16 protein-coding genes, 2 pseudogenes and 1 CRISPR repeat array are annotated in these 15,011 nt (G+C 44.0%); of the genes and pseudogenes, 8 read left to right on the top strand and 10 right to left on the bottom strand.

The annotated features are described in order from the left end of the window. Positions 1 to 24: 24 nt before the first annotated feature. From RFF05_RS12575 to RFF05_RS12565, 3 genes are all read right to left on the bottom strand, one after another. Positions 25 to 294 (bottom strand): hypothetical protein, encoded by a 270-nt coding sequence (locus RFF05_RS12575; protein WP_409967414.1) that lies wholly within the window; start codon positions 292 to 294, stop codon positions 25 to 27. Further along, positions 291 to 1,133: a hypothetical protein gene (locus RFF05_RS12570; RefSeq protein WP_409967413.1), complete on the bottom strand. Its 843-nt coding sequence runs from the start codon at positions 1,131 to 1,133 to the stop codon at positions 291 to 293. The genes RFF05_RS12575 and RFF05_RS12570 overlap by 4 nt, the downstream gene beginning before the upstream one ends. 94 nt (positions 1,134 to 1,227) lie before the next feature. Then, a complete protein-coding gene (locus RFF05_RS12565) occupies positions 1,228 to 1,503 on the bottom strand; it encodes a hypothetical protein (protein ID WP_409967412.1) in 276 nt (91 codons plus the stop codon). Between the two features lie 158 nt (positions 1,504 to 1,661). Here RFF05_RS12565 and RFF05_RS12560 point away from each other — a divergent pair, with 158 nt between their 5' ends. The 3 genes and pseudogenes from RFF05_RS12560 to RFF05_RS12550 all read left to right on the top strand — a co-directional run. Next, the gene (locus RFF05_RS12560; protein WP_409967411.1) at positions 1,662 to 1,961 is read left to right on the top strand and encodes a hypothetical protein; all 300 of its coding nucleotides are present in this window, start codon (positions 1,662 to 1,664) and stop codon (positions 1,959 to 1,961) included. Positions 1,962 to 2,126: 165 nt separating this feature from the next. Next, the gene (locus RFF05_RS12555; RefSeq protein WP_409967229.1) at positions 2,127 to 2,366 is read left to right on the top strand and encodes a helix-turn-helix domain-containing protein; all 240 of its coding nucleotides are present in this window, start codon (positions 2,127 to 2,129) and stop codon (positions 2,364 to 2,366) included. Then, positions 2,354 to 2,614 (top strand): annotated as a pseudogene (locus RFF05_RS12550) (sporulation initiation factor Spo0A C-terminal domain-containing protein); the annotation flags it as partial. The gene RFF05_RS12555 and the pseudogene RFF05_RS12550, both read left to right, overlap by 13 nt. Positions 2,615 to 2,668: 54 nt before the next feature. Here the strand turns inward: RFF05_RS12550 and istB are convergent. Further along, positions 2,669 to 3,391 carry an IS21-like element helper ATPase IstB gene (istB, locus tag RFF05_RS12545; protein ID WP_409967230.1) on the bottom strand — a complete coding sequence of 241 codons (723 nt, stop codon included), beginning with the start codon at positions 3,389 to 3,391 and terminating at the stop codon, positions 2,669 to 2,671. After that, positions 3,384 to 4,877, bottom strand: a complete 1,494-nt coding sequence (istA, locus tag RFF05_RS12540; protein ID WP_409967410.1) for an IS21 family transposase — start codon at positions 4,875 to 4,877, stop codon at positions 3,384 to 3,386. Before istA ends, istB begins: the two co-directional genes overlap by 8 nt. 216 nt (positions 4,878 to 5,093) lie before the next feature. On the opposite strand from istA, the gene RFF05_RS12535 reads away from it, so the two are divergent. Then, positions 5,094 to 5,891, top strand: coding sequence for a hypothetical protein (locus tag RFF05_RS12535; protein ID WP_409967409.1), 798 nt, complete (start codon positions 5,094 to 5,096; stop codon positions 5,889 to 5,891). Positions 5,892 to 6,140: 249 nt separating this feature from the next. On the opposite strand, the gene RFF05_RS12530 is transcribed toward RFF05_RS12535, so the two are convergent. After that, positions 6,141 to 6,662 carry a recombinase family protein gene (locus RFF05_RS12530; protein ID WP_409967408.1) on the bottom strand — a complete coding sequence of 174 codons (522 nt, stop codon included), beginning with the start codon at positions 6,660 to 6,662 and terminating at the stop codon, positions 6,141 to 6,143. A gap of 91 nt (positions 6,663 to 6,753) precedes the next feature. Between RFF05_RS12530 and RFF05_RS12525 the strand changes: the two genes are divergently transcribed. Genes RFF05_RS12525 through RFF05_RS12515 form a run of 3 tightly spaced genes read left to right on the top strand, consistent with a single transcriptional unit; the run spans position 6,754 to position 7,631 of the window. Further along, complete coding sequence (locus tag RFF05_RS12525; RefSeq protein WP_409967407.1) at positions 6,754 to 7,044, top strand: nucleotidyltransferase family protein; 291 nt, start codon at positions 6,754 to 6,756, stop codon at positions 7,042 to 7,044. Then, positions 7,031 to 7,396 (top strand): DUF86 domain-containing protein, encoded by a 366-nt coding sequence (locus tag RFF05_RS12520; protein ID WP_409967406.1) that lies wholly within the window; start codon positions 7,031 to 7,033, stop codon positions 7,394 to 7,396. Before RFF05_RS12525 ends, RFF05_RS12520 begins: the two co-directional genes overlap by 14 nt. After that, entirely contained in the window at positions 7,386 to 7,631 is a 246-nt protein-coding gene (locus tag RFF05_RS12515) for a DUF6718 family protein (RefSeq protein WP_409967405.1), read from the top strand. Before RFF05_RS12520 ends, RFF05_RS12515 begins: the two co-directional genes overlap by 11 nt. 112 nt (positions 7,632 to 7,743) lie before the next feature. On the opposite strand, the gene RFF05_RS12510 is transcribed toward RFF05_RS12515, so the two are convergent. The 4 genes and pseudogenes from RFF05_RS12510 to RFF05_RS12495 form a co-directional block, all read right to left on the bottom strand. Continuing rightward, positions 7,744 to 8,640 carry a class II glutamine amidotransferase gene (locus tag RFF05_RS12510; protein WP_409967404.1) on the bottom strand — a complete coding sequence of 299 codons (897 nt, stop codon included), beginning with the start codon at positions 8,638 to 8,640 and terminating at the stop codon, positions 7,744 to 7,746. Between the two features lie 20 nt (positions 8,641 to 8,660). After that, positions 8,661 to 9,515, bottom strand: a complete 855-nt coding sequence (locus RFF05_RS12505) for an amidoligase family protein (protein ID WP_409967403.1) — start codon at positions 9,513 to 9,515, stop codon at positions 8,661 to 8,663. A 101-nt stretch (positions 9,516 to 9,616) separates the two neighbouring features. Next, a pseudogene (locus tag RFF05_RS12500) lies at positions 9,617 to 9,754 on the bottom strand (DUF6809 family protein); the annotation flags it as partial. After that, a complete protein-coding gene (locus RFF05_RS12495; RefSeq protein ID WP_409967402.1) occupies positions 9,751 to 10,134 on the bottom strand; it encodes a DUF3846 domain-containing protein in 384 nt (127 codons plus the stop codon). The gene RFF05_RS12495 and the pseudogene RFF05_RS12500, both read right to left, overlap by 4 nt. Before the next feature lie 332 nt (positions 10,135 to 10,466). Between RFF05_RS12495 and cas12a the strand changes: the two genes are divergently transcribed. Beyond that, complete coding sequence (gene cas12a, locus RFF05_RS12490; protein WP_409967401.1) at positions 10,467 to 14,150, top strand: type V CRISPR-associated protein Cas12a/Cpf1; 3,684 nt, start codon at positions 10,467 to 10,469, stop codon at positions 14,148 to 14,150. A 385-nt stretch (positions 14,151 to 14,535) separates the two neighbouring features. Continuing rightward, a CRISPR array of direct repeats spans positions 14,536 to 14,953; the repeat unit is 36 nt; unit sequence GGATAATAACCCCTAATAATTTCTACTGTTGTAGAT. Between the last annotated feature and the right edge of the window lie 58 nt (positions 14,954 to 15,011).

Genomic DNA, 15,011 nt, shown 5'->3' with positions numbered 1-15,011 from the left:
TTTTTTGCTTATTTTTCTTCTTTTTCAAATTTCTTCCCCTTCTTTCAAATCAACATCTTTGGCAAATTGGATTTCTGGATTTTTGTCCATTTGTACTGGGTTTTGCACAGGCAACACCTCTTCTAATTGGCTGACATAGACTGCTAGCACATAGGTATCGTCCTTGGATTTGTTGCTCAACAACCCATAACGATAGCGAGGATTACCCTTGCTCCCCTTGATGATGCCAGCTTCCATCAACGCGCGCTGCAGCTCTAGCGTCCAGCCTTTTGTGTCAAAGCATTGACAATTCAAATCGCCACAAATATAGTGGGTTCCAACGGGGTTTCTAGACGTACTTCCGCTTTGGGCTGGGGATAAAAAGCGTCTTGAATACCTTGGCGGTGAAGGGCAATCACCTCTGGAGACGCCGCATCCATGTTCACAAGGAAATTTAAAAATTCCAAGAACATCTGACAAGCAATGGCCAATGTCAAGACCTTTGGGTCAATGCGCACGCTGACAAATTGGCTATCAGATGTGCCAAAAGAGCCTTTGGCCTTAGACACCACACGGTGGGCGAAGCGTTCGTCCTTCAACAGTTCCTTTCGCCAAAGATGCAGCAGTTGCGCCGTTGGGGCGGTTGCTTCAGCCAAACCTTGCAACACGGCAGGGTCGTACCGCCCCACGTCTTGAGCAGTGTAGCGAATGCCATCCCACTCCCCCTTTGCACAGCCCAACAAAAAGGTTGTCCCAGCGTGCACCAGCGGTGCAATTTCGGTCATTTGCTTAGTAGTGGCACCCACGACCGTAACCACCCCGTTGGTGTACGGAATAGGCAAACAATACGGATTGGAACGTTTGCTTTTTAGCTGAACGTACGTGTAATCGGTAATAAAAAAGTTACCATTTCCCTTGCAATCCAAACGGGGATCCCGATAGATTTTGGTTTTGCCAGCCTTCCAGTGATACCGCTGAACCACGGCATCTGTCAAGGTATCGAAAATGTTTACAGTGACTTGGTCAGCTTGGGGAATCGCCACTGCTGGGCAAAAGTCAGGAGCGACTGCCTGCAATTGTTTAGTGCCAACACTAGACACCAATAGCGCCAGAATTCCATACCCCACAGAGGGCACTTCAAAGAGATTCCCCACACCTAACAAAGGGCTTGCATCCAATGCACAGCGGTTTGGGTGCACATGCCAAAGTGGCTTCTTGCGATGAATCTAAAGCCCCGTTTTGCAGGTTTTAAAGAACTTCTTCACAGCTTTTACGGAATTTTTCATTTAATACCTGAAAATCCGGAATCAATTTTCCAAGTAACCGTTGGGTCAGAGGTTGTAAGATGCCGCCAATAGCAATGAGCTGTTGATCAACAACTTCCGCAATGCAAACACGGGAAATACGCATTTGGGGCGGATGTTTCGTCTTACTCTTGGCGGGTTTTTGGGGCGTATACATTAAAATGTTCCTTTCTCTGGCGAAGCGCTCCGGTTGCACTTCCTTGGTTGGTAGGGATGTCATCGATGTACTATTATTATACCAAGGGCACTTTAGTTAATCAAAGTGATTTTGCCTCATTTTTTATATAATTTCCTATATATTTAACGAAGACTATGCTATACTAGAAAAAAGAAGACCTTGTCACGCTTACATCTGCGCAAGAAGAATTCCTGAAAGATTTGACCGCTAAACAATTGAAATACCTACAGGCACAGACAGATACACTATACAAAGACATCCAATTTGCTATGCTCGATACCTTTGAAACGATATATAAACCTATCGGCTACCCTCGAATGGTGAATTTCGAAGATTTAAATATACCAAACGAGACAGAGCAACAACAGGGCATATCTGGTAGCACCGTGGAAAAGAGCAATCAGAATGAATCCAACGATAAAGATGATGAAAACGATGAAGCAGAAGATGGATATTTATTTTTTAATTGGGCAATATTTGTTATGTCTTTGTCAACTTAAAAATACACAAAAAGGGCGCGTAAAAGTGCATAGGGTCAGCGTTGGGGAATAACATTAGCGAGAAAAAACTTAAAAAATTGCTGAAAAATGTCGAAAACGGAAGTGGGCTTCCTGTTATTTGCTAAATTCTTCTTGTATAATGAAAACAAGAAGGAGGTGTGCACAATGGCTAGAAATGAACTTGGCGTTGCTTTAAAAGGGTTCCGTATAGAACAAGGGATGACGCAGGAAATGGTAGAGGGTCGCAGTGGAATTTCTGTTAGAACAATTCGGGATGCAGAGCGAGGAAGCAAAGATACAAAAATGAGTACACTTCAAACATTGGGCAATGTATATGGCATGGAACTGGGGTTTTACCCAAAAACCTTTCAGATGGAGAGGGGTGAGTTGCAATGGGTAGCGTAGACATTGCAGAAATTTACAGCCTGCTTTACTCCTTAGGCATCACCGCCAACTATCGAGGTTTTTTCCATACCAGCTACGCCGTCTATCTCGTCATACAAAATCCAGAAAGGCTGCTCCTCATCACCAAGTGGCTGTACCCAGAGGTAGCCAAACACTATAAAACCACTTGGCAATGCGTTGAGCGCAACATTCGCACAATCACAGAGCTTATTTGGATACACAATCGAATTTTGTTAGAGCAGATGGCGCACCATCCTATGGAGAAAAAACCTAGGAATGGTGCTTTTTTGTCCCTTCTAGCCTCAACGCTCACGTTGCCTGGACATGGATTGTGTCAAGCGGTAGCTCTCCCCAGAGAAGATGACTATGTGCGAATGGTGTACCAAGCGGTCAATGAGAGCTGCCGTCAAGCGGTTATCCCCAAAGACTGTATTCCATTGAGAGAATTCCAGATTGGATGTAATGATGAGGCTTTTCCGCTCATAACAGTCGGCAATCACTTGGAATAACAGCTCTGCTGCCGCTTTGTGCAACGGTACAAAACCAATTTCATCAATGACCATTAACTGCACCTTTTTTAGCGTAGATAAGAAACTGTTCAAGGTGCCCTTGTTGTTCTTTTCCAATAAAATATTGGCAAGAGATGCAGCTGTAAAGAAGCGAACAGGCCGTCCTTCTTGGCAGGCGTTCAACGCCAGAGCTGTGGCAAGATGGGTCTTGCCTGTCCCAACGGCGCCCATAAAAATAAGGTTTTCCTTGGGTGCCAAAAATTGCAAATCTTCCATATACTCTCGTGTTAGTCCAACTGGCAGTGCTATTTCATTGCGCCAAGTGAAGTCATCCAAGGTTTTTAGCACCCCAAATCCTGCACTTTTTACCATGCGGTTAATGCGGTTTATTTCTCGTTCTCGCAACTCCAGTTGTAATAAATCGGTTAGATATTGCTCATTATTTCGGTATTCCACACTTGTCCACTCTTTTGCCAAACCACCTAATTTCAAGGTTTTCATGTATTGCTCAACCATGTAAATCACCTCCTATCAATCCGTCGTAAGCGCTCAAATTTGGCGTGTAATGTAGGTCAGGCGTGGTAATATCCAAAGTCAACGGCTCTGGTCGGTGTTCCTTTTTGGCAATCATGTAGTAGCATTGGCGGACACTATCCGCATCGGTGCGGCCATTCTCATGCGCCAACTCTAGCACTTCGTCGCAAAAGGTGGCGTTGCCATCTTGGACGATTTCATCCAGTAATTGTAGCGCACTTTTTCGTGCCTGTCCTTGGGCTTGGTGGAGATGCTGTTGCCAAAGAGGTGGCATTTGGTTGAAGAATCGAGTGTGAGATACCCCGCCAGGCTTTCTGCATAAAACGCCAACATACTGTTTCCAATCATAGTACTCTTGGTGTGTTTCATAACTTCTTTTATAACTTCCAACTAAGGTATGGTCATGGTAAAATTCAATGCAGTCATAATAAATTTTCGCTTGCACAATCTCTCGACTCAGCGCTGGTGACAGACCATACTTATTGGTGTCAATGGTGACAAAGCCATATTTATTCACCGCCAAGCTTTCGTAACGGAACACCGAAAAAGGGTGCTCTGGCAGGGGTAGTAGCGCCTCACGATCTGCTTCCCACAGTTCCTGTATCTCAATCTGATGCTTGTAATGGAGACGCTGTGCATCCTGCTCGCACCAGTCGAAAAGCTGTTCGTTGAAGGTATCGAAGGAGGTAATGGTCGGCACAGGAACAAAGGCGTTTCTGCGGCTATATCCCACTTTATTCTCCACGTTGCCTTTCTCGTTGCCAGCGGCAGGATTGCAGAATTCAGCCTTAAATCGGTAATGCAGCATGAATCGGGTGAATCCATCGGTCAGCACTCGTTCACCATGGTCTAGGACCTTCACCACGGCGGTAGACATATTGTCGAAGCGGATGACGGGTGGCACGCCACCCATGTGCTCAAAAATCTGCTTCATGCCTTCTAGCAAGCATTCTTGGTTTTGGGCTGGGAAATCTTGGGTGTATCCCTTGTTGGAATTGGGGAAGGACAGGGTTAGGGCGTAGCCTGTCCGCACTTTGGATGAGGCGTCGTTGTAGATGTGCTCGCCAAAATCCACTTGCCCACTGCCGTGGGGATGCGCCAGAGGCAGATAACCATCGGTTTGGCTGCTCATGGCGAATTTCTTCTTGCGCACATAACGCTTTACGCTGGAGTAGCTACCGAGGAATTTTTCTTCATCTCGTAAACGGCAATAGATTCGCCAAATTGTGTGTCGTTGCTTGCGTGGAATTTTGGTGTCATCCTCTAACCATTGGTCTATGATAGGGATGAAATCCCCTAAAATTGGATAGCTTTCTGCTTGAATGTTGGGTAGATGCTCATCGTTCCAGTCGTCTTTATGGGCGTACTTGCGCACCGTGCGATAATTGAGTCCTGTGATTTTTGCGATTTCATTGAGACTTTTCTCTTGGTTTTCGTACAAATCTTTGATATAATTCTTTTGAGCCATTCTTATCACCTTTCCGCTACCTCCTTAGTTCTAGACAAACTAATGGTAGCTCTTTTTTGAGGTGCTGACAATGGCTCTTTTTTTACGAGCCCAACCTATGCACTTTTCGCGCCCTTTTTCGGTACTTTTATTTTAGTGGAAACAGTTATCCCGATCCCCAAAAAAGATATGATGTACTATCTACAAAATGCATGTACATACAGTGAAGAGAGAACTATGCCATCTATAGAAGAGATTGCTTCTTGTTTATACGATGGAAAAGTATCTTGGCTCGAAATCACCGATAAGTACGGTGAAGATATGACAAAAACCTTAAAGATGCTAAAAGCGCAAGCCAATCCTAATTTCTATTTTCACAAGCAGGCGGGAATGCACACATCGCCTAAAGAAATAAAAAAGAGCAAACACTCCAAAACGCTAGGGAAACAATTAACAGATACCTTTGACTACTATAATGTGTCCGACATATTCTGGCAAAACCTGAATCCTCTAGGCAGCGATAAAGGCGATAGCATTTCTCGCCTATTCGTATCAGAGGTTTCGTATATTCGAAAGATTCTTCACCAGCATTTGTATCACCACTATAAATACATTGTGCTCCCACAGAAAAACCAAATAACCGATTTTATTCTTAAACGGGAACGCACAAAAATTGCAGGTGCTATGACACCCGCAATCGCTTTTTCATTTTTAAAGATTGCAGCAGAGTGGTCCGATGATGATGCTCATGGGTCTTGCGACATGAAGCGTCTCAAACAAAAGATGATAAAACAATTCGGTAATGATCAGCACGTCCATACCATTTTCGTCGATTATCCATCCAACTCCGCTATATGGAAGGAATACTATAATCTCATCTTAAAAAAGGCATTGCGTATATTTCTAGATGACATCGTACACACCCACAAAAACATCTTACTTCTACAACAAGATTTTCAACACAGCAGTAACACTCTCCCCCATCACAGGGGGATTAAACCAGCTTTCAAAGGGGGGGATTTCTCTATAGTATAGAGAGGGAACAAGACAGGGAGCAACCATTCAGGTTGTTTCAGTCAAAGATTCCTAGTGTATGAAGAAATACAATATAGAGACTTCTCAAACCATTCAGGATGAGAGAGCGTAGGGACATCACAGGCAAAGCCAACATGATGTTCTTTCGCTCTCAATTTCTGAATACAGTAGAAACTTTTGCTGGAAAACTTGGAGGGTTGTACCTGTCAAAACGAAGTTAGTTGCAATGCACAAGTTATGAATTGGATTTCACCTTCCGATAAAACGTAGCCGCCGCATAGCCTCCGCCGCCGTCATATCACCGCTTCTCCACTTAGCAACCACACGGTCAAAGTCTGGATGTACAATGGGTTTTCTGCCTTTGTACTTCCCCTGCGTTTTAGCGATGGCAATCCCCTCTTGTTGCCGTTGTAAGATGTAGGCGCGCTCCAATTCTGCCACAGCGCCGAAGATGGTGAGCATAAATTTGCCTGTGGGTGTGGAGGTATCGATGGCCTCTTTTTGAGAGATGAATTCTACGTTTTTGGACGAGAGCTGTTCCACCAAGTCCAGTAGGTCACAGGTATTGCGAGCAAAGCGGCTGATGGATTCTACAATCACCGTATCCCCTTGACGGACATATTCCATCAGCTTTTTCAACTCAGGACGATTGGTGTCCTTTCCGCTGATGCGGTCGATGTACACCTCATCTACCCCAAGGGTTTCCATGAGCGCCTCCTGACGGATGGTGTTTTGTTCTGCCGAGCTGACACGGATGTAGCCGATTTTCATGTGATTTTCTCCTTTTCAATTATTCTGTAGTTGTAAAATGGAAATTTTGTTGGTATACTATAAGCATCTAAAAGAAAGTGAGGCGAACGATATGATGCAAGTTCAAACCATTCAAGAAACGGTTGCCACCTTGGCTAAACAATATGGTGCACAGCGGATTTATCTGTTCGGCTCCTATGCCCGTGGCGACATGACCGATACAAGTGACATCGATTTGCGTATCGACAAGGGGCAAATTCGAGGGTTGCAACTGGCCAGTTTGCTTTTAGACTTGGAAGAAGCTCTGGGTATGCGTGTGGATTTAATTCCCACAACCAGCCTTAACCAAGCCTTTTTAGACAGCATTCAAGAAAATGAGGTGCTTTTGTATGACGCATCTTAACCGTGATTTGTCCATCTTGCAACACATGGTGGATTACTGCAACCAAATTGACGAGACCGTTGCCCATTTTGGCAACGCTTATGATACTTTTGCCAATAGTGCTGTTTATCGCAACGCCACCGCACTTTGCATTTTGCAAATTGGTGAGTTGGTTGGTAAGTTGACCGAGGAATTCAAAACCCAACACCCTGCTATTCCTTGGAAGCAAATCAAAGCTATGCGCAATATTGTCGCCCACAGCTATGGCACCGTTGACCCAGAAACCACTTGGGAAATTATCATCGATGATATACCTTCCTTGCGGAGATTTTGTTGCAGCATTATAAACTCGGAGGGCTCCTATGGGCGATAAAAATATTTATATTGTAGCCAAGTTATTTTCACAACCAGGTTGCCTTGCATACCGTTGTCAGACTGTCAACGAAGCTCGTTGTATGCCTGGTGCTTTGGAAGCCACTCGCAATCCTGGCGTTCAAATCGTGGTGCTGGATAGTCCAGAAATCTACGCCGAGTATGCACCTTATACCTTCATTGGTAACGCCAGAGATTTCACTGAGCAAGTCAATCAGATGAAGGAACCTGCATAATAACCACAACCATCCCATTAGGGTGGTCTGGACAAATGGCATGTGCCAAAAGTCCAGAACCAACTCTAATGGGATGGTTTTTTGCTGTGTCATTGGGGTACAGTCTATTGGGTTATATCTCGACCCCGCAATAGAGGTATTCTTCAATTTCCTCTGGGGTGATGCCTTGCAGGTATAGTTCGTCTATCTCTTCGGGGGTGTAGCCGAAGGCCATGGCAACCGATTTCAACTCTTCTAAGTAAGACTGTTCCATAGGGCGAGGGAAGTAGTAGTGGGTAAGCCGTGGGTAGTAGCTGAGGGTGAATAGGTGGCTGTCATCGAAAGTAGCACGGTGGATGTCTCCATCTACGGTGAGTTTCAGAATGTCGCCGCACTGTTGCTTCACTTCCACGGGATGTTCTCCTAAGTAGCCGAAGCGGAGTAATGCCTTGTCTAGTAAATCTTTGGCGGAGGCGTACACATACAGCCCTCGTTTGGGGAAATGATAAATCATCATCGGATTTTCACCACGGACAAAGTACAGGGAATCCGCTTCATCTAACACCGTAAATACAAAGGAACCCTCCACCTGCTCTGCCATAGTTTGCAGAGATTTCAGGTGGAGGGCTTCTTCTTTTTCAATCAATTGGACAGCGATGTAACTGTCGGTTTCAATATTGGTATCGGGCAAATATTGCTGTTCACGGAGCAACAGGTCATTGTGCAAGACCCCATTATGTGCCAGCGCAAACCCTCCTGTAGGGGTGTTCCCAGCAAAGGGATGATTGTTTTGGTTCTGCAACTCAGACCCTTGAGTAGTCATACGGGTATGCCCCATGACTGTGGTCACAGAGTTTGGAAGACGAATCCGTAGCTTGTGACCAGCCACCGCACGCTTGTGAATTTTGATTCCATCCGCTGTGTTATAAGCGATGCCTGTTGCGTCGGTTCCTCGTGCTTCGCAAACGCTAGCCAATATGTGAGCCAGTTGTACCCGCTGGCGATGACGCAAAGAGTTTCCATAGTCCATAAATCCAAATAAACAACACATTATTTTTCATCCTCCACTTCCACTGGCTCGCTGACATACAGCCGCCGTTCTTTTAAATACTGAACCAGCTCAGGATACCGTTCCTCTGGCAAGGCCGCCACAAAGCTCGTCCAAGACATGGTCTGCATGGTAGCATCGTCTACGCTGACAGCCAAACCGCAAATGGCTTCTACCAGTTCCAACGTAGCCAAAAGTGTGTTCACCTTCAGCGTGCCACGGAAGATACGAAATTCGATAGTATCGTGATTAGTGAGATTCACGCAGGTGTAGCGGCTACCACCACTATGTTTGGCAATATCCAGCACTTCCTTGGGGCTGTCCTTGCGACCATAGCGAGCCGCCCACTTGTTCAACTGCCGTTGGGTGCGACGACTAAAGCGGAGAAGTTCATTCCAATGGGTCTCCACGAAGAATAGCACACGAGCGATATTATCCTCTTGGGCGGCGGTGGTATCGCCCAAACTATTGCGGTTCACATGAACATGCAACCCGCAAGTTTCCGCTTGGTGAGAATAGTACCCTTGTCGCAAAGCTTCTTGAGTCACGTCCTCCCATGGCATGGTGTTCTTGTGGAAGTCCAAGGTCATGGGATGGGTTACGATTTCCATGCCATCGTCCAATGAGCCATCGTGTTTGATGTAAATGTAGTCGCCGTTTTCATTGCTGATGGACAGTAGCTTGTCCGCCACAGAATCGGACTCACCGCCGTCGTCAATCTCCAGCTCCACACCGAAATAGCGTTTTCCTTCTCCGTGGAAGATGGGCTCCGGGCGGTAGTAGTAGGACTGAATTCCACGCCCAGAACGGTGCTCTTCAATGCACTGATAGCAATAGGGCACGTCGTCGCCGTCCATGTAGCAACAGCTGTCATGATGGACGATGGCACCGCGAAATCAAGTTCTGACGTCCGCCAAGTGAGCCGACTGTAGCAGTCCATGTACACATCCAGCAACAAGCAATCTTCCACAGATAATCTTGCACGCAAAACAGACGCCGCGTCTGTGGTCTGTTGCAACGCTTGAGAGTATTCTTCGTCCTTGCCGTAGTTACGAGTAGCGGGACTGATGCGTCCGTCAAATAACAATTCAATCATACCGTCACCTCCACAAGTGGCAATGCCAGAGCTTGCCCGTCGATGAACACAAATTGCTCCGGGGTGGCAAACCATTGGCTATAAGTTGCCACCTGCTCCTCTGTCAACGACACAAAATCCTCCCCATCCACTGGCGCACCACAGACAAAGAAGGTGCCAGAGATGATGTCGTAGACCTTCCCGTCCTCACCACGTAGCCCACGGTTCAACGGCATACCAATCACCTTCCCCTCATCATGGCAAACCACTGCCACATCTGGGTTCTTAAAGGGGTACACCACTTGAATGATACCTCCGACGACTTCTTGCATCGCTTTCAAATCCTCGCCAATGTCCACTACTTTAGGGACTTGCTTTGGTTCTACCAACAGCACACGCATAACAATTTCCTCCATAAACAAAGATAACCCAGAGGACCGAAGTCCTCTGGGTTTCATAGGTATAGTATATATCTGGCGAGGGGTTGCGGTTCGGAAAGCTTATTTCCAATCGATTAAGCAACTAGAATTGGGAGACAAAGCGACCACCTTATTGTAATTACAAATAAATCCATTGGAAGTTACTGACAGAAAAGATTTTATTTGATATAATGAAAAAATAAATAATTCTATTATTCGAACTATAGCTATAAAAGTGCGGTACTAAATTAAGATTGGCATTGCATCTGCCCCGATGCTGCAAAATCAAAATTGATAGATAAAGGTTATTTACTATGAAAAAAATTGATCAATTTACAAACTGCTATCCTCTTTCAAAAACACTCCGATTTAGCCTAATCCCAGTGGGCGAGACAGAAACTCACTTTAATCAAAAATTATTGCTCGAAGAGGATGAACAGCGCGCTAAAAGTTATGTGAAGGTAAAGGCTTGTATCGACAAGTACCACAAACATTATATCGATGAAGTTCTTTCTGCTACAGTCCTAAACGACTTGCAAGCGTACACTGCTCTATATTACAAATCAGGCAAGGGTGATAGCGAGAAAAAGCAAATGGAGAAAGCAGAGGCGAATCTCCGCAAGCAAATTGCGGATGCTCTTACCAAAACGCCAAAATATGCTGCTATGTTCAAAGCTGATATGATTAAAGCATTGCTACCAGCATTCCAATTAGACGATGAAGAAAAATTGGCAGTAGAGGAATTTTATTCTTTTGCTACCTATTTCACAGGGTTTTTTGAAAATCGCAAAAATATGTACTCTTCTGAAGCAAAGGCAACCGCTATTTCCTATCGGTGCGTAAATGAGAATTTACCAAAATTTCTTGACAATGCAAAAAGTTTTAAGACAATCCAGGCAGCTATTTCTCAGGATGTTTTCGATACATTAACCCATGATTTTTTAGGGATATTTGGTGTTCAGGTGGAAGATATTTTCACCGCAGATTACTTTAGCTTTACGCTCAGCCAAAGTGGCATACAGCAGTACAATGCCATTTTAGGTGGCTACACTTGTGAAGACGGAACGAAAATTCAGGGTCTCAATGAATACATCAATCTTTATAATCAACAAGTGGCAAAAAAAGATAAGAGCATACGATTGCCTAAACTTAAGATGCTATATAAACAGATATTAAGTGATAGCGAAAGCATCTCATATATTCCTGAAAAATTCACCTCCGACGATGAAGTGTTTCAATCGGTAAACAATTTTTATGTGAACTTTATCTCATCACAAAAGAGCCACAAACTCATGGAGTTGTTCTCCAATCTGGATAGCTATCGTCTTGATGCCATCTATGTTTCTAACGGGAGTGCAATCACGACCTTATCGCAGGCAGTTTTCCAATCTTGGCGTGCAGTATCGGATGGTTGGAATCTTGAGTACGCATCTGCGCATCCACTGAAAAAAAGTACAGATATTGAAAAATATGAGGAGAAACGGCACAAGGCCTACAAGGGTATTGCCAGTTTCAGCCTTGCTCAATTGCAGTATTATGGCGATTTAGGCAATTCAGGAGACAATAGTGGATCTGTTGTGCAGTATATCAAATCCACTATTGAGCAGATACTTGACGAAATACAGAATCATTACAATCAAGCCGCCACACTTTTGACCACACCATATACGGCGCAAAAGAAGCTGTGTGTCAATGACGAGGCCATTGCCCTCGTCAAAAACGTATTAGACAGCATGAAGCAGTTGGAATATCTTCTAAAATCCCTTTGTGGCTCTGGCAAAGAGGAGGATAAAGACGATCTATTCTATGGGGAATTTTCGGCTATCTTAGATTCACTTCTTGTATTGGATAAGCTCTATGATAAAGTTCGAAACTATGTGACACAAAAGCCTTATTCCAAAGATAAAATTAAGTTGAACTTTCAAAATCCACAACTTTTGGGTGGTTGGGATAAAAACAAGGAACGTGATTATCGTACCGTGTTACTCCGCAAAAATGGGCTCTATTATTTGGCTATCATGGATAAGACCAACAGCCAAGCATTTGTAGATTCACCCCATTCAGATAATAGTGACAATTACGAAAAAATGGAATACAAGTTACTTCCAGGGCCCAATAAAATGCTACCTAAGGTGTTTTTTGCAGACTCAAATTTGGAGACATTTCAACCGCCTGCCCATATCGTAGATATTCGTAAACGCGAGTCTTTCAAGAAAGGCGATACATTCCGCTTAAATGATTGCCACACATTCATTGATTTTTTCAAGCAATCCATTGAGCGCCACGAGGATTGGCGAAACTTTGGCTTCCAATTCTCGCCAACTGAATCCTATTCAGATATCAGCCAATTTTATAACGAGGTGAAACAGCAGGGGTATTCCGTCCATTTCAAGGATATCCCCTCCGCCTACATCGATTCATTAATTTCTGCAGGCCATCTCTATTTGTTCCAAATCTACAACAAGGATTTCTCTCCACACAGTAAGGGCACGCCTAATCTTCACACGTTGTACTTCAAAATGCTATTTGATGAATGCAATCTCAAAGATGTTGTGTATCAACTCAATGGTGGCGCAGAGATGTTCTATCGCAAGGCCAGTATCTCTCGACAGGAAGCCATTGTCCACCCAGCCAATCAACCCATTCAAAACAAAAATCCCAATAATGAAAAGCCAGAAAGTTTGTTCACCTACGATATTATCAAAGATAAACGGTTTACAAAGCGACAGTTTTCTTTACACATTCCCATTACCCTCAACTTCAAAGCGTCCGGCATATTCAATACAAACCTAGCTGTACGCAAAGTGTTGAAGGATTCTGACGACACAGTGGTGATTGGGATTGACCGTGGCGAACGCAACCTACTCTATATTTGTGCCATCAATGGGCATGGTGAAATTTTGGAGCAGATTTCTCTCAACCAAATCATTGGCGATAAGGGTCACACCGTGGATTACCACAAGTTACTTGACCGCAAAGAGACAGAGCGAAAACAGGCACGGCAAAATTGGGGGGCTATCGAGAATATCAAGGAGTTAAAAGAAGGTTATTTGAGCCAAGTCGTCCATACAATCTGCCAGCTTGTCATCAAATATGATGCTGTCGTTGCCATGGAAGACTTGAATTCTGGATTCAAAAACAGCAGATTTAAGGTCGAAAAGCAAGTATATCAAAAGTTTGAAAAAATGCTAACAGACAAGCTGAGATATTTAGCGGACAAGCAGTGTGACCCAGTCGAAATGGGGGGTCTCTTACACGCATACCAGCTCACAAATAAGGAACCTCGAAACGGAATGCAGGATGGGTTTATCTTCTATGTCCCAGCTTGGCTCACCAGTAAAATCGACCCAACAACTGGTTTTGTGGACTTGCTTCATCCTAAATACACGGCTGTATCTGCAGCAAAAGCATTTTTCACAACCTTTGACTGTATTGGATATAACACAGAAGATGACTTGTTTGAATTTAACCTTGATTATGCCAAATTCCCAAGGGGTAGCCAAGATTTTAAACAAAAGTGGACTGTGTGTACCTATGGACAGCGCATCCATACTTTCAGAAACCCACAAAAGAACAATGAGTACGACAATCAAATTGTTGAGCTGACCGACACATTCAAGACATTGTTTGCCCAATATCAAGTGCCCCTCTCAGCTGATATGAGTCAGGACATCTGCAAGAGAGAAGAAAAAGAGTTCTTCTTTCAGCTGACCCACTTACTTAAGCTCACTCTACAAATGCGCAACAGTATCACAGGCAATATCGACGTAGATTACCTCATTTCCCCTGTAAGAAACAGCACTGGAGAGTTTTATGACAGTCGTACTTGTAGCGGTACTCTCCCAGCAAACGCCGATGCCAACGGTGCTTACCATATTGCTCGCAAAGCACTCTGGGCCATCGAGTCGTTAAAGGAAACTGCCGATGAGGAACTGCCTAAAGCTAAACTGGCCATTACAAATAAAGACTGGTTAAAATATACCCAGGGTGGGCTATGAGCAAATATCCCATTACCATATCAAACTTGAACGACTTTATTTTTTGTCCAGTATCCATTTATTTTCACGCCCTTGAGCGGGGCGTGGATAAAACACTGACGCAAGATATTGCGCAGATAAACGGATCTGCCGCACATGAAAGTATTCGACCAAAGCGACAGCGTGTATATTTTTCAGATGAGCGCAACATGTAGGGTGCAGAAATTTGGTTATGCACGCAATGAGGATGCTCAATTACTCATTGTGGAGTAAAAATCATTTGCAAACCATTGTCTTAATATGTTATGGTATACAAGAAAAGGGGTTATTATCTGATGAAACGGCAAATAGTTCGCCACACTAACCAAATTGCAAAGGAAAAGCTATGCAATTCCACAATACAAGGGGATAATAACCCCTAATAATTTCTACTGTTGTAGATTGATGAATCTGCAATCGGTTTTAAGCAGGATAATAACCCCTAATAATTTCTACTGTTGTAGATTACGCCCTGAACGCCGACACCATCGGGGGATAATAACCCCTAATAATTTCTACTGTTGTAGATTTGCTGTTGTTCCTGCGATAGAGATTCAGGATAATAACCCCTAATAATTTCTACTGTTGTAGATGCACTTTATAGGCGGTACAAGTCGTTTATGGATAATAACCCCTAATAATTTCTACTGTTGTAGATTCGTGGGGCAACAAACACATCCACCCCTGGATAATAACCCCTAATAATTTCTACTGTTGTAGATATACCTGTGTTCAGTTTACCCACCTCCGGATAATAACCCCTAATAATTTCTACTGTTGTAGATGAGCTATGAGCATTCAATCATTACTCATCAAAACTAAAAGTTTAACAAACGCAATGGT

Source organism: Bengtsoniella intestinalis (genome assembly GCF_039719005.1).
Taxonomy (GTDB): Bacteria; Bacillota; Clostridia; order Oscillospirales; family Oscillospiraceae; genus Oscillibacter; species Oscillibacter intestinalis.
The sequence above is the reverse complement of the archived record's forward strand: the minus strand, read 5'-3'. Positions and strand labels throughout refer to the sequence as shown.